This window comes from Pseudomonas sp. NBRC 111143, assembly GCF_001320965.1.
Classification (GTDB): domain Bacteria; phylum Pseudomonadota; class Gammaproteobacteria; order Pseudomonadales; family Pseudomonadaceae; genus Aquipseudomonas; species Aquipseudomonas machongensis.
In genome coordinates this window covers 191,728-204,760 of record NZ_BCBT01000003.1, presented here as the reverse complement: position 1 = coordinate 204,760, position 13,033 = coordinate 191,728, and the positions used below count along the sequence as shown (strand labels likewise).

Genomic DNA, 13,033 nt, shown 5'->3' with positions numbered 1-13,033 from the left:
ACTATAAAAATTAGATAATACGCCTGAGTTAACTTCCGATGTTTTCTTTATCCAGTGCTCAACACCAAATTCACTTATCCAAACGACATAGTTGTCGCGACGCTCCACGACATTTTTGACGGACGGGGTTTCCCTTATAAATCCCTCAAAGTTATCGATAGCTTTTTTTACAACAACTTCATCAGCACAAAAAATCGCTGTTAGAATGGTACCTTTATAAGATTGAAGCGATTCTCCATGCACTCCTTTGAATTTTCTTTTTGCTTGGATCAACAATTGGTCTAGATGTGCAATACTGGCCCTTTGCTCTATTGTAGTGTCAATGGCACTATAAGAAACACCAGAATGTTTTTCGTATATCAGATGCTTAGCAGATCGCGAAAAAATTCGCAAAATTTCTTCATCCGCGATGAAGTCACCAACATCAACTACTCCAAAATCCTTCAAGGTCGATATTTGATGCCGTTTTCGCTCGCCACCTTTATCTTCACTCACAAACATCCTCCAGAATCATCAACATAAACCTCCTCATCAAGACTTTCGTGGGAGACAATATAAATTACCCAGTTCCGCCTTTTAGCCTAATTCAGGCTCGATGCTTTTCCATTCCAACTGTAATCATTATGCATGCTTTTTCATTGCTGATAAACAAATCAAACGACGAGCAAGGTAGTGAAATATCCTCAGAAAAAGCAGATAGCCACCCCCGTCATTAATCGACTGCTTCTGGCCGTTTGCCGCCGTCCGTGATTGCCCTCTACGAACACAGGGCATACGGCCCTCACCTTTCATTGCTCTGCCTACGCGATGCTCACCGTCAATGACGCGATTCCACTCCCCAATTCGATTCCACCAAACGCCATAAACAGCTGATTTATTTATAGCGACCCTTTGAGGTACGCCACAAAATCCATCAAATTCCAGTCCCGCGAATCCCCGGCCTTCACAGCAAGAAACCGTCCGTCTGGTGCCGCACCATACGTAATACTCAAGAGGCTCACCGAAAGGTGGGCCTTTTTTGTTTTCGGCTATGAGATACGACTCAGATGGCCCAGTCCCCAAGCCTCGCGCAAGACGTCGCTCAGTCCGCTAAGTCCTTCTCAAAGGCATTCCGGCAAACCCCACCCCAACGGTTTGCGTTCGACCTGTTTTCCATGTTCCCCACGTCCTGCTGTGAATACGCCAGTTTGCTGCTGGCGTGGTTTCTGAGTGAGGAACACGAAGGCATTGCTATCGAAGTGGTGACAGGGGAGTTGAAGGAAGATAGGCAGCAACGGCACATCTGGCTGAGGATCGAAGGACACAACCTGGACATCACCGCTGACCAATTCGATACAACCCTCCCTCACACGCTCATCACCCGACCTAGGGGATGGCATGCCAGATACGCCGTGATTCAGGCGGCGCCATTTCAAAGGGATTTTCACGAAGACTACGGAGATGATTGCAGGCAAGAAATCATCGACGACTATGTCGTCTTAGCGCATAAGGCAAGGGGGACTCAAGGTACCCCCGCCTGAGCCGTTTGGCTGCTCGCCGTGACGCTCTTACGTATGCCTTCGATCCGCTGCTCCTGCCGATCTCCCCCTACCGTTGCGTTGAGCTTCCGCCTCGCCACCAGATTCAGGTCGCGACGAGTTGCTTGGAGCAGGTCATCAACCGCCGCCAGGCTTACTCGTGCCGAGGAAGCCTCGCCATGTGGATCTGCGCACCGTACTCAGGAGGCCAGCCGCCGAACCTGGCTGCGCTTCCGCGCCCCGATCGGCCCTACGCCTCGAGTCGGGCGCCGTACTTCTACAGCCTGGCGGCGGGCTACCAGGCGATGGAAAGCCTGGCCCAGGTCTACGACATTCCCGACTTCATGTGGCAGCAGCAGGGCGACGGCGAGGTATTCGTGGGCAGTTGGGCCGATAGCTATTTCGGCGTGCGTCCTGCGCTGCAGTTGCCCGTCGAGCTGTTTGACAGCTACCAGGGTAACCAGAGCGCCATGATCGCGGCCCTTCCCGGGCTGCGACCTGGTGCAACGATCAACCAGGGCGAGCGCGTCACCCATGTGGCCCTCGCCGGCAACCAGATGGCCATTCGATGGAAGACGCAATCCGCCGCGCTGTAGAGCGCCAATTTCCCGAGATCACCGGGGGCTATCACCTGCCGCGCTTCGGTCGCGTGGTCGCGGTACCGGACGCGCCGGCGGCGCCCGGGCTGTGTGACGATTTCCGCCCGCGCTTCGGCGTGGATGTCCAGGTACTGCTGCCAGACGGCGAGCCGGATCCGGCGCTGCCGGTGTTCACCAGTCTGCCGCTGCCAGCGCCGATGGGCGGCCAAGAAGCCGGCATGTTCGGCTTCCCCGAGGAGGGCACCACGGTCGTGGTCTCGTTCGCCTACGGTCTGCCGCACAAGCCCTTCATTCAGCAGATCCTGCCGCATGGCCTGAGCTTGCCTCGGGTACCGAAAGGCGAACAGGTCTGGCAGCACAGCGAGGCCTGCCAGCAGCGCGTGGACGCGGACGGCAACTGGCTGCGCCAGACGGATGGAAAGATCCAGGACAAGGCGATCGAGCGCGAGGTGGACGCCCTGAGCAACACCGAGCGCTATCAGAGCCACACCAGCGCCGTGGATGACCATTCGACGGAGACGATCGGGGGTATCAAGAAGATTGAAGCCCTGGGCGCGCTCAAGTTGTTGTCGGGCGGATCCGCCAGCCTGGCAGCAGTCGATGACCTGCACCAGGCGACTGGCCGCGATCTGAACCTGGTAGTGGGGCAGAAGCTCAATGCGACGATCGGCGGCGACTACCAGGAACAAATCAAAGGTCTACGCCGAAGCGTGGTCACTGTAAGTCAGTGCCTGCAGGCGCCAAAGACGTGGCTGGGGTCGGAAGGAGTGAATGTGCTGCAGGTGCTCTGTGACGTGCTCGACCTGGTCCAAGAGATGAACACCCAACTGGCTGGGCATGTGCATGGCCCGACTCCGGTGCCGAGTAATGCAACTGTATTTAGTACGGCGGCCTCAACTGCAATGTCATTGAGCGTCGATCTTAAAGCCGTTACGCTTGCCTCAACTAGCTAAGTTTGCTGATAGCCACATTCAGCTCATTTAGCTCCTTATCGAGGGATGAAAATATGCCTTCAAACTCAGCAGCAATGGAACGACTAAGCAGCTTCATCGCATCAGCATAGAGTCCCATTTCAGTTTTAATCGCTTCAAGACGGACATACTCCTCATAAAATTCCTGATGCTTCGCAGCTTCAGCGAGAGAGTTATCACCTTGTTTTTCGGCCAAACCAACCATTTCAGATAATTTCTCATGGCCTGCTTTTTTTACAGCCAAAACGAAGGAGTTGTTTTCTTCAATCATAGCAACAAGCCCCTTTAATCGCATGTATACTTCAACTACCTTAGCTGAGGTGAGCGGGCTAATCTCCACCAAACAATGAGGCATTGAATTATATATAGTAAATGTATCTTTACCAATAGGCCATAAACAAATGCACGGCTCTCCATCCTCTAACGACTCTAGCTCACCAGCATACTCACTGCGATAAATCCCCCATGCAGCCTGCAACTCAACCTTAATCAACTTAATCGAATTTACAATAGTCGACAGGTGCTCAGCTCTAGCATTCCTCTTACTAAGAGAATTCGATATTAATGTAGCTAGCAGAGTGGCCGCACCGCCGATTATTGCACCTATCAATGCAGACGCAGCATCAGGAGTTATAATAGAGTTAAGTTCCATGATTAAGCTCAATAATTAAAAAGGAATATCATCAAGGTCATCTGAAAGCGAACGACGTGGGGGCGAAGGGGGCGAAGGGATTATCCCATTTTCCATACGCCACTCAGCATGCTCTAGCTTCATACCACTGACGTAAGAATCCAGCACTTGATTGAAGTCGCGCTCGATATCATAGATCGCACTCAAGTCATGAAGACCTTTAATCACTCGCCACGCCTCATAGTCATGGAAAGGATTTAGACCAATGATATTACCAAGTAGCCTATCATCAATTGTTCGCACACTGAGAAGGAAAGAAATTTTAGCTGTCGCTTTATTCAAATCCCAGTCATACACGAATAGAATTAGCGAGCAAAGTGCCAAAAACTCAGAGGGCGCATCTCCGAACTGAATTTTTTGTTGCCCTCTTATATTTTGACCAAGGCAGCGGGCCAAATAGCAGCACAGCGATATAGTTTTTTCGTAGCAAGGTCTTAGCTCAGATGGGTCAAAGCATCGCCGTCCCATATTTTTCTGAAGTATACCTTCAACACCTTTCCCTCTATGAACAGCTAAATTTTCCATCGCGCGAATCAGTTCTTTTTGTTCTCGCACTAATTTAGCTTTTGCTTCAAAATTCCAATCGTAGTTTGGCGCCAACGGGTGCGAAGGATGAAAAGGCACTGACTTAACCCATCTAATTTGCAAAAGCTTGTTTGTAAACTCAAGCGTGAGGGGGCTTACTGACATGTCAAATCCGTTAGCAAGCTTAACCTCGTAGTACCACCTCCTCATCTTCACCATGTCACCCTGATTGAAAACCCCTTGCTCGATACCCTTGCAAACCAACTCCCTAATTTGACGCATCAAGTTACTTCTAGATGAAGAAAGCGATACGTCTCCTTCTACAACCGAGCGATCTAGCAGCTTTGGATTTTGCTCACAAAAGTCAAGATGCGCCTCTTCACCCCGATTATTTACAAATCGAAAATGCGCTTGTTTAACTATCCTCGCACTACCACGTGCTTTCCCTGCATTTACGATCAAACCACCAGACACCCCACAATACGGGCATCTTACATCACTCTGCACAAATGACTTTAAATCAGCAGGAACATTACCAAGAATAGAAGCAGCCTCATCTACAGAGCAATTCAGATGGAGCGCTAGCAGTTGCTCTACATCCAACTCTCGTTTGAAGCTAATTGAGTATGCAGTTTTAGACACGTGACAACTCCCAATTACTGCAGTCTGCTATATTGCAGATTTTATGGTCGAAGATAGATTGGCCCGCCCATCAATTGTTCGGCAAATTCAGCATTCCGTTACCGGCTTCAGCATTTTTCTGCAGCATCTTTAACCAGCTTACGTGATCAGAATTCATCCCGAGTTCCATCAACGCTTCATGATGTTGCGAGAACTCAAATTTTTTATCCGAAATTATGCAAAGACAAAGCTTGTAGCTTTCCAACAAAATTGACTCCAAATTAATGACCTCAATCGATATGCGATATAGGGAGGTATCAAGCTCAGCCACCACTAATTTCTCAAGACCTCTATTGATGACTTCAACATGCCTGAAAATCAATTTTATCCAGTATCGTTGATCGACACTGAACGAGTGAGCAATTTCAGGGTAGTACTTATCCAAAAGCGGGAGGCTCACGGCCGAGACCAAGTTGTGTCCAGTGGGTCTTTTCTTTAGGGCGAGGGCCTCGGAAAGCTCGAGAAGACTACGAATCGACTGTTCACAAATGTTCATCAGCTCGTGACAGTCCTCCTCGCAGCAGCGCTTTTTCGCAGCCTTCGTCTTTGCCTCTTTACGTGCGGTAGAGAAAAAATTAAGACCAAACGCCAAGCCAGCACCAACGACTGTACCAACCAATGGTAGGTACTTGTCCACGGTGGGCTTAACAGTCGTCGCCTGGATGTACATCAGGCACTGGTTGAAGCCGTCCATATCCATTTGTCTAACCGACCCAGTTGAGATGCGGGCAGTATGCCATGACCCGACTGAGGGAAGACTTCCAAGCACCTCGTTCTTGCAAAAGCTGCTGGGAAAAAAAAGCGACAGAAAATCACTTATCCCCCTCCCGCCGACGCGCTTCGCCTCGGAAAAAAATGCAAAGGGCTTGGGCTGTGCAATGGCTGGCTACAGCGGCGCGGCGTGGGCCACAGGGAGCTGGCAGGCATTGCACACTGTACAAAGGATTGAAGGGATGTGCAGCGTTGGGCCACCGAGAGTGTCCACAGTGCTCCCGGATACCTGACCCAAATATCCGTGAATAACCAATAAAATCAGCTGATAGCCGGCTTTTATCAATGAACGCTGGGCGATAGGGTGGACTTGTAATCAGTAGGTCCCGGGGTCGATTCCTGGTGCCGCACCATTCAAGGTTCCATTGAAAGCTTTAAAAATCTCTGGAGCCCCCGAAAAACCCGCCTTCTGGCAGGTTTTTTCATTTTGGGGTTCCGTCAGATTCCGAAAGTAGCCAGCGCTGGTAAGAGTAGTTTCAAGCATAGAGGTCCGTTTCGATATCGACCGCTACTCCCGGTTCGCTACCCGCGCAGCAACCGCTCGATAAACCCCCTCCCGCTCCCGCTTACCCACAGCCACTACAAACACGACAACCTGCTGCTCCACAACCTGGTAAACCAAGCGATACCCACTGCTACGTAGCTTGACCTTGTAGCAGTCTGGAAGATCACTCAACCGGTTGGCCTCAACCCGAGGGTTCTCCAGGACCGCGACCTACTTTTTCTTTAATTGCTGCCGAACCGTGTCCCCCAGCTTGCGCCATTCCTTCAGCGCTCGCGCATCAAACTCAAGGCTATAGGTCATCCAGTGAAACCTTCACACGCTGGGGATCGGCAAGTCGCTCACGGACCGTTGCCAACAGTGCCTCGTCCTCCTCCGTAACCAGCACGGTCTTGAACGGAAGCTGCCCACGCTCGGCAACGTATTGCAGTGCTTGGCGCATCAGCTCGGACGGGGTCACGCCCAGCTTCTCCAATTCGCGGTAGGCGCGCGCCTTGAGTTCGTCGTCGATACGGACGTTGATGGATGCCATGAAAAGGGACCTCTGCGTAATGACATTGGTCTTTACAATGCCGTGCAGAGGCCCAACACGGAAGCTGAAACGACAACTGGCGTGTCGCTCCCCGATTCGGTTCCGCCAAAAGCTACAACCGGTCAGTTTCCCTGCGAGGCAGGTCAAAAAGCCCCTCAAATAGCCCCCTGCCCCACCCGCTTCGCCAACTCCCCCGCACTCTCCTTCCGCTCCGAATACCGATCCACCAGATACTCCGCCCGCCCGCGCAACAGCACCGTGAACTTCACCAGCTCCTCCATCACATCCACCACGCGGTCGTAATACGGCGAGGGCTTCATCCGCCCCGCCTCATCGAACTCCATATACGCCTTGGGCACCGACGATTGGTTGGGGATGGTGAACATGCGCATCCAGCGCCCGAGTACGCGCAGTTGGTTGACGACGTTGAACGACTGCGACCCGCCGCACACCTGCATCACCGCCAAGGTCTTGCCTTGGGTGGGGCGCATGGCGCCGAGTTCGAGGGGGACCCAGTCGATCTGGGCCTTGAACACCGCCGACAAGGCGCCGTGGCGCTCCGGTGAGCACCAGACCTGGCCTTCGGACCATTGCACCAGCTCGCGCAGTTCCTGGACCTTGGGGTGATCGACAGGGGCGTCATCCGGCAGGGGCAGGCCGGAGGGGTCGAAGATGCGGGTGTCCGCGCCGAAGTGCTGCAGCAGACGGGCGGCTTCTTCGACCAGCAGGCGGCTGAAGGAGCGTTCGCGGGTCGAGCCGTACAGCAGCAGGATGCGCGGGGGGTGAGCGTTGTCCAGCGGCTGTCCGGGCAGGTCGTCGAACAGCGACAGGTCGAGGTTCGGCAGGATGTCTGACATGGTCCCTCCTCAGAGCGTGCCGATGCGGTCCAGCTCGCGCTTGAGCTGATCACGGTCGAGTGCATCCGGACGCAGCGCAAAGAACGCCTCGAAGCGCCGTTGGATATGCGCGAGGGTCGCGCGGAATGCGGCGTCGATTGTGGCGTCGTCGCCCACCACGTCGGAAGGGTCTTCCAACCCCCAGTGGGCCTTGAGCGCCGGGCCGAAGTACACGGGGCACGCTTCGCCAGCGGCCTTGTCGCAGACGGTGATGACGATGTCTGGCGGGCTGCCTTCAAAGGCTTCGTTGCCTTTGCTGCTCAGGCCATCGATGGCAATGCCGGCTTGCTGCAGGGTCTGCAGGCTGCGCGGGAGCACCTGGCCTCGTGGGAAGCTGCCGGCACTGACGGCTTGGTACCCTTGCGGGGCAAGGTGGTTGAACAGGGCTTCGCACAGAATGCTGCGACAGCTGTTGGCAGTGCACATGAACAGGATTCGCATCGCTCGCTCCCCGCCGCGTGGCGGTTTTCAAAGGCCCAGGCGCAGTGCCAGGGCGGAAAGGGTGATCAGCAGCACCGGCAGGGTCAGCAGGATGCCGACCTTGAAGTAGTACCCCCAGGTGATGCGCATGCCTTTGCGTGCCAGCACGTGCAGCCAGAGCAACGTGGCGAGGCTGCCGATGGGGGTGATCTTCGGGCCGAGGTCGCAGCCGATGACGTTGGCGTAGATCATCGCGTCGCGCACCAGCCCTTCGGCGCCGCTGGCCTGGATCGACAGGGCACCGACCAGCACGCTGGGCAGGTTGTTCATCACCGACGACAGCAACGCCGCGATCAGGCCGGTGCCGAGGGTGGCTGTCCATAGGCCGTGGGCAGCGAGGCGGTCGAGTACTGTGGCGAGGGCATCGGTCATGCCGGCGTTGCGCAGGCCGTACACCACCAGGTACATGCCCAGCGAGAACACCACGATCTGCCAGGGCGCTTCGCGCAGCACGCGGCGGGTGGAGATCACGTGGCCACGGGCGGCGACGGCGAACAGCACGGCGGCGCAGGCTGCGGCCACTGCGCTGACTGGGATGCCCAGCGGCTCGAGCACGAACAGGCCCACCAGCAGCGCCAGCAACACCACCCAGCCGACGCGGAAGGTCGCGCGGTCGCGGATGGCCAGGGCGGGGGCCTTGAGGTCATCCAGGGCATAGCGCGCCGGGATGTCGCGCCGGAAGTACAGGAACAGCACCAGCAGCGTGGCGGCCACGGCCACCAGGTTGACCGGCAGCATCACCGAGGCATAGGCGCTGAAGCCCAGCCCGAAGTAGTCGGCCGAGACGATGTTCACCAGGTTCGACACCACCAGCGGCAGGCTGGCGGTGTCGGCGATGAAGCCTGCGGCCATGACGAAGGCCAGGGTCGCGCCGGGCGAGAAGCGCAGCGCCAGCAGCATCGACATGACGATGGGGGTGAGAATCAGCGCGGCGCCGTCATTGGCGAACAGAGCAGAAACTGCGGCACCCAGCAGCACGATGAAGGCGAACAGGCGGCGTCCGCTGCCGCGGGCCCAGCGCGCCACATGCAGGGCGGACCACTCGAAGAAGCCGGCCTCGTCGAGCAGCAGGCTGACGATGATGATGGCGATGAAGGTGGCCGTGGCATTCCAGATGATCGCCCAGACGGCGGGTATGTCGTGCAACGACACCGCGCCGAACAGCAGCGCCAGCAGTGCGCCGAAACTGGCGCTCCAGCCAACACCGAGCCCCTTGGGCTGCCAGATGACCAGGATGAGGGTGAAGACGAAGACGCAGGCGGCGATCAGCATCGGCAGGTACTCGTCCACTCAGCAGCCGGCAGCGGCACGGACGGGGCGATCGTCCATGTGCTGCAGGCGGGCGATGTTGTCCTGGAGCCAGGCGGCATTGGCCTGGGCGGTGACCTGCAACAGCTCGCTGACCCAGGCGGGCAGTTCAGGGTTGAGGCGGTAGTACACCCACTGCCCCTGGCGGCGGTCCAGCAACAGGCCGGCGCTGCGCAACTGGGCGAGGTGGCGGCTGATTTTCGGCTGGCTGTCGTCGAGGGCGCACATCAGTTCGCACACACACAGTTCGCCAAGGTGGGCGATCAGCAAGGTAGCGCGAACGCGGGTCTCGTCGGCGAGGGACTTGAAGACCTGGGTGGGGGTGATCATGGGAGGCACCTGAACATATGGAAATCCGAATATACGAATTTCCATATGTAGATTGCAACAGGTGCTGTCGTTTGATCAGAACGCCGTGCTGACGGTCAGCGACAGATTGCGCGGATCGCCATAGATCGCTCCGGCGTAGAAGCCGTAGCGGGTGTAGTAGTGCTTGTCGAACAGGTTGTTGGCGTTGAGGCTGACGCTGGTGTCGTCGGTCAGTTGGTACTTAGCCATGGCATTCCAGATCGCATAGCCCGACCAGTTGACGTCGCTCGAGCTACGGCTGACACCGTTGGTCGGCTGGCCGGCTGGGGTGGACAGGGCGCGGATGTTGGTCTGCGCCGTGACGCCGGTGCCGAGGGTCAGGCGGTCGAGCGGGCCGGACAGGCGGTAGGTGGTCGAGGCCTTGAACAGGTGCGACGGATCGCTGCGCCCGTCGCTGTCGAGGCGGCGGAAGTGCAGGTAGGTGTAGCCGGCGTAGACGTTCCAGTTCTCGGTCAGGGCGCCTGCGAGTTCCAGGTCGATACCGTCGGTTTCCTGGCCGGAACCTGCCTTGTAGGCGGTGGCGCCGGTCGGGGTCAGCAGGTCGCCGTCGGTGACTGCCTTGTTCTCCTGCTTGGTGCGGAAGTACGCGGCGGATGCGTTCAGGCGGCCGTCGAACCAGGCGGCCTTGATGCCGGTCTCGTAGCTCTGGCCGCGGATCGGCTCGACCTTGGTGCCGCTGGCGGTCTCTTCGGTCTGCGGGTTGAAGATGTCGGTGTAGCTGGCGTACACCGAGTAGGTGTCGTTGAGGTCATACACCGCGCCCAGGTAGGGGGTGACGATGCCGTTGTTCTGCTGGTTGCTGCGCACGCCGCTGACGTTGCGGGTGGTGGCCGAGTAGTCAGTGCTGCGCACGCCGAGGATCACCGACAGCGGGTCGGTGATGCTCAGGCGGGTAGCGGCGTACATGCCTTGCAGGCGGGTGGTGGTCTTGCTGTGACGGCCGGTCTGCGAGGCAAGCATGTCGTAGTCGCTGTCCACGCCGTTGAGCCAGTTGCTCAGGGGCAGGCCGTTGTTGGCGCGGAACTGGCAGCCCAGGGCCGGAGCGCTGACGCTGTTGGCGCTGACCATGGTGCAGGTGTATTCCGGCGACCAGGCCACGGTGCGGCTGTCGTTGTAGCCGACCATCGCCTGGTGGGTGCGGCCGAACATCTGGAACGGGCCAGACAGGTCGATCTGCGCCGATTGCTGGGTGGTGTCGCTGGAGCTGTGCAGGCCGTTGAGCACCGCGCCGCTGCCATCCTGGTCCCAGTAGCCGCCGTAGACGCCGCGCCCGGACGAGTTGACCTTGGCCAGGCCGCGGTGGTTAAGGGCATCGCTGGTGCTCTGCGAGCCTTTCAGGTCCAGGGTCCAGTCGTTGTCGAAGCGGTGCTGCAGCGAGCCGAAGGTGGTGCGGGTGATGTACTCGCCGAAGCTCCAGCTGGGCACCACGTTGGTGCTGCGCGGGAGGTCGGTCTTGCTGCCGTCGCCATACCAGATCGGGATGTTGGCACCCCAACCGCCGCCGACCACCTTGTTGTATTCGTACTGGTAGCCGGCGCCGAGGGTGGTGGCGTCGTCCAGGTCGAACTCGAAATTGGCCAGCGCTGCGCGGGCGCGCTCGGACTGGTTGTCGCGGAACGAGTTGGCGTCCTGCTGGGTGACCACGAAGCGCGAGCGCAGGCGGCCGTCTTCGGAGAGCGGCAGGTTGAGGTCAGCGCCCAGACGGCGTTTGTCCCAGCTGCCGTAAGTGGCATAGGCGCTGCCGCCGAAGGTGCGGGTCGGCGCCTTGCGGATCAGGTTGACCGTCGCCGACGGGTCGCCGGTGCCGCCGAGCAGGCCGTTGGCACCACGGACGATGTCGATGCGCTCGTACAGGTCCAGGTTCAGCGCGTTGCCGCTGCCGCTGAAGTCAGAGCCGCCGGGGAACTGCAGGCCATCGATCTTCCAGTTGCTGATCGAATAGCCACGGGCGCGGAAATCGGTACGCCCGCCCACTTCCATCTTGCTGACGCTGATCCCCGGGGCGGTATCCAGCGCCTGCTCGATGCTGTGCACATCGCGGTCATCCATCTGCTGGCGGGTGATGCTGGTCACCGACTGCGGGGTCTGGCGCGGGGTCAGGTTCAGGCCGGTGGAACTGCGCGTGCTCTCGACGGTGTAGCCGAGCTGGCCGGCGTCGTCGGCACTGGGCAGCGCGCTGTCTTCGATGTTGGTGGCGCCCAGTTCCAGGGGCTGGGGATCAGCCGCAAAGGCGCCTGCGGACAGGCTGAAGGCGATACACAAGGCAAGCGGCGAAAGGCGGCTGCCACCGCGGGTGAAGCGGGCGCAAGCCCCGGGGATGCTCTGAGGTTTCATTTGGGAAGGCTTCGTATTCGCAGATGGTTTTTGCTACGATTCTAGGGATGTGCCCTCTGGGCTCCATCCCCGGCTTGTACGGGGATGTAATGGAACGTAACGGGCGCCTTTCAAGCGCCCCTGACAGGCGTCCCCCTCAATGAGCACAACCTTGCTGGTTGTCGACGATGACGACGAGATTCGCGAACTTCTCTGCGATTACCTGACCGATGCCGGCTACCACGTGCTGGCTGCCGCCGATGGCGAGCAGATGCGCCAGCAAATGGCGCGGCACAAGGTCGAGCTGGTGGTGCTCGACCTGATGCTGCCCGGCGAAGACGGCCTCAGCCTGTGTCGCCAACTGCAGGCGCAGCCGGGCCTGGCGGTGATCATGCTGTCGGCCAAGGGCAGCACGCTGGACCGTATCATCGGCCTGGAAGTGGGCGCAGACGACTACCTGTCCAAGCCCTTCGAACCCCGTGAACTCATTGCCCGCATCAAGGCCGTCCTGCGCCGCCCGCAGCGCCTCGACACACCCAGCGAAGAGCCCGCCAGCCAGGCGCAGCAGTTCGCAGGGTTCAGCCTCGACCACATCAAGCGCCTGCTCACTCACCCTGACGGCCAGGCCCTCACCCTGCCCCGCTCCGATTACCGCGTGCTGCGCGAGCTGCTCGAGGCCAACAACCGCGTGGTATCGCGCGATCACCTGACGCGCAGCGCCTTTGGCCGCGACCACCTGCCCGACGACCGCTCGGTGGACATGTGCATCAGCCGCCTGCGCCAGCATCTGCGCCGCGCCGTCAATGGCAGCGCGCAGATCCTCACCATTCGCAACGAAGGCTACCTGCTCAGCATCGCCCGCGAGCCAGGCGCCTGAC

General features: G+C 58.1%; 13 protein-coding genes and 2 pseudogenes. 4 read left to right on the top strand and 11 right to left on the bottom strand.

Going from position 1 to position 13,033, the window contains the following annotated elements; translation table 11 throughout:
• On the bottom strand, positions 1 to 495 hold a 495-nt coding region (locus APH44_RS29660), incomplete at its 3' end, for a hypothetical protein (RefSeq protein WP_156343715.1).
• A 551-nt stretch (positions 496 to 1,046) separates the two neighbouring features.
• On the opposite strand from APH44_RS29660, the gene APH44_RS03240 reads away from it, so the two are divergent.
• The 3 genes and pseudogenes from APH44_RS03240 (at position 1,047) to APH44_RS03230 (ending at position 3,069) form a co-directional block, all read left to right on the top strand.
• The gene (locus tag APH44_RS03240) at positions 1,047 to 1,520 is read left to right on the top strand and encodes a hypothetical protein (protein ID WP_054891256.1); all 474 of its coding nucleotides are present in this window, start codon (positions 1,047 to 1,049) and stop codon (positions 1,518 to 1,520) included.
• A 157-nt stretch (positions 1,521 to 1,677) separates the two neighbouring features.
• Positions 1,678 to 2,113, top strand: a pseudogene (locus APH44_RS03235) (hypothetical protein); the annotation flags it as partial.
• Positions 2,086 to 3,069 (top strand): hypothetical protein, encoded by a 984-nt coding sequence (locus tag APH44_RS03230; RefSeq protein ID WP_054891255.1) that lies wholly within the window; start codon positions 2,086 to 2,088, stop codon positions 3,067 to 3,069. The pseudogene APH44_RS03235 and the gene APH44_RS03230, both read left to right, overlap by 28 nt.
• Here the strand turns inward: APH44_RS03230 and APH44_RS29655 are convergent.
• From APH44_RS29655 to APH44_RS03190, 10 genes and pseudogenes are all read right to left on the bottom strand, one after another.
• The gene (locus APH44_RS29655; protein WP_156343714.1) at positions 3,062 to 3,739 is read right to left on the bottom strand and encodes a hypothetical protein; all 678 of its coding nucleotides are present in this window, start codon (positions 3,737 to 3,739) and stop codon (positions 3,062 to 3,064) included. The genes APH44_RS03230 and APH44_RS29655 overlap by 8 nt on opposite strands.
• A gap of 15 nt (positions 3,740 to 3,754) precedes the next feature.
• Positions 3,755 to 4,945 carry a hypothetical protein gene (locus APH44_RS29650; RefSeq protein WP_156343713.1) on the bottom strand — a complete coding sequence of 397 codons (1,191 nt, stop codon included), beginning with the start codon at positions 4,943 to 4,945 and terminating at the stop codon, positions 3,755 to 3,757.
• Between the two features lie 70 nt (positions 4,946 to 5,015).
• A complete protein-coding gene (locus APH44_RS03220) occupies positions 5,016 to 5,684 on the bottom strand; it encodes a hypothetical protein (RefSeq protein ID WP_054925903.1) in 669 nt (222 codons plus the stop codon).
• Positions 5,685 to 6,263: 579 nt separating this feature from the next.
• Positions 6,264 to 6,560 (bottom strand): annotated as a pseudogene (locus APH44_RS28915) (type II toxin-antitoxin system RelE/ParE family toxin).
• A complete protein-coding gene (locus APH44_RS03215; RefSeq protein WP_054891252.1) occupies positions 6,550 to 6,789 on the bottom strand; it encodes a type II toxin-antitoxin system RelB/DinJ family antitoxin in 240 nt (79 codons plus the stop codon). Before APH44_RS03215 ends, APH44_RS28915 begins: the two are co-directional and overlap by 11 nt.
• Positions 6,790 to 6,944: 155 nt before the next feature.
• The gene (gene arsH / locus APH44_RS03210) at positions 6,945 to 7,646 is read right to left on the bottom strand and encodes an arsenical resistance protein ArsH (RefSeq protein WP_054891251.1); all 702 of its coding nucleotides are present in this window, start codon (positions 7,644 to 7,646) and stop codon (positions 6,945 to 6,947) included.
• A 9-nt stretch (positions 7,647 to 7,655) separates the two neighbouring features.
• Positions 7,656 to 8,126, bottom strand: a complete 471-nt coding sequence (locus APH44_RS03205; protein WP_054891250.1) for an arsenate reductase ArsC — start codon at positions 8,124 to 8,126, stop codon at positions 7,656 to 7,658.
• 27 nt (positions 8,127 to 8,153) lie between these two features.
• Positions 8,154 to 9,437, bottom strand: a complete 1,284-nt coding sequence (locus APH44_RS03200; RefSeq protein WP_054891260.1) for an arsenic transporter — start codon at positions 9,435 to 9,437, stop codon at positions 8,154 to 8,156.
• 18 nt (positions 9,438 to 9,455) lie between these two features.
• The gene (locus tag APH44_RS03195; protein ID WP_054891249.1) at positions 9,456 to 9,803 is read right to left on the bottom strand and encodes a metalloregulator ArsR/SmtB family transcription factor; all 348 of its coding nucleotides are present in this window, start codon (positions 9,801 to 9,803) and stop codon (positions 9,456 to 9,458) included.
• Positions 9,804 to 9,878: 75 nt separating this feature from the next.
• Complete coding sequence (locus tag APH44_RS03190; protein ID WP_054891248.1) at positions 9,879 to 12,176, bottom strand: TonB-dependent siderophore receptor; 2,298 nt, start codon at positions 12,174 to 12,176, stop codon at positions 9,879 to 9,881.
• Between the two features lie 139 nt (positions 12,177 to 12,315).
• Between APH44_RS03190 and APH44_RS03185 the strand changes: the two genes are divergently transcribed.
• Complete coding sequence (locus APH44_RS03185) at positions 12,316 to 13,032, top strand: response regulator (protein ID WP_054891247.1); 717 nt, start codon at positions 12,316 to 12,318, stop codon at positions 13,030 to 13,032.
• Position 13,033 lies beyond the last annotated feature (1 nt).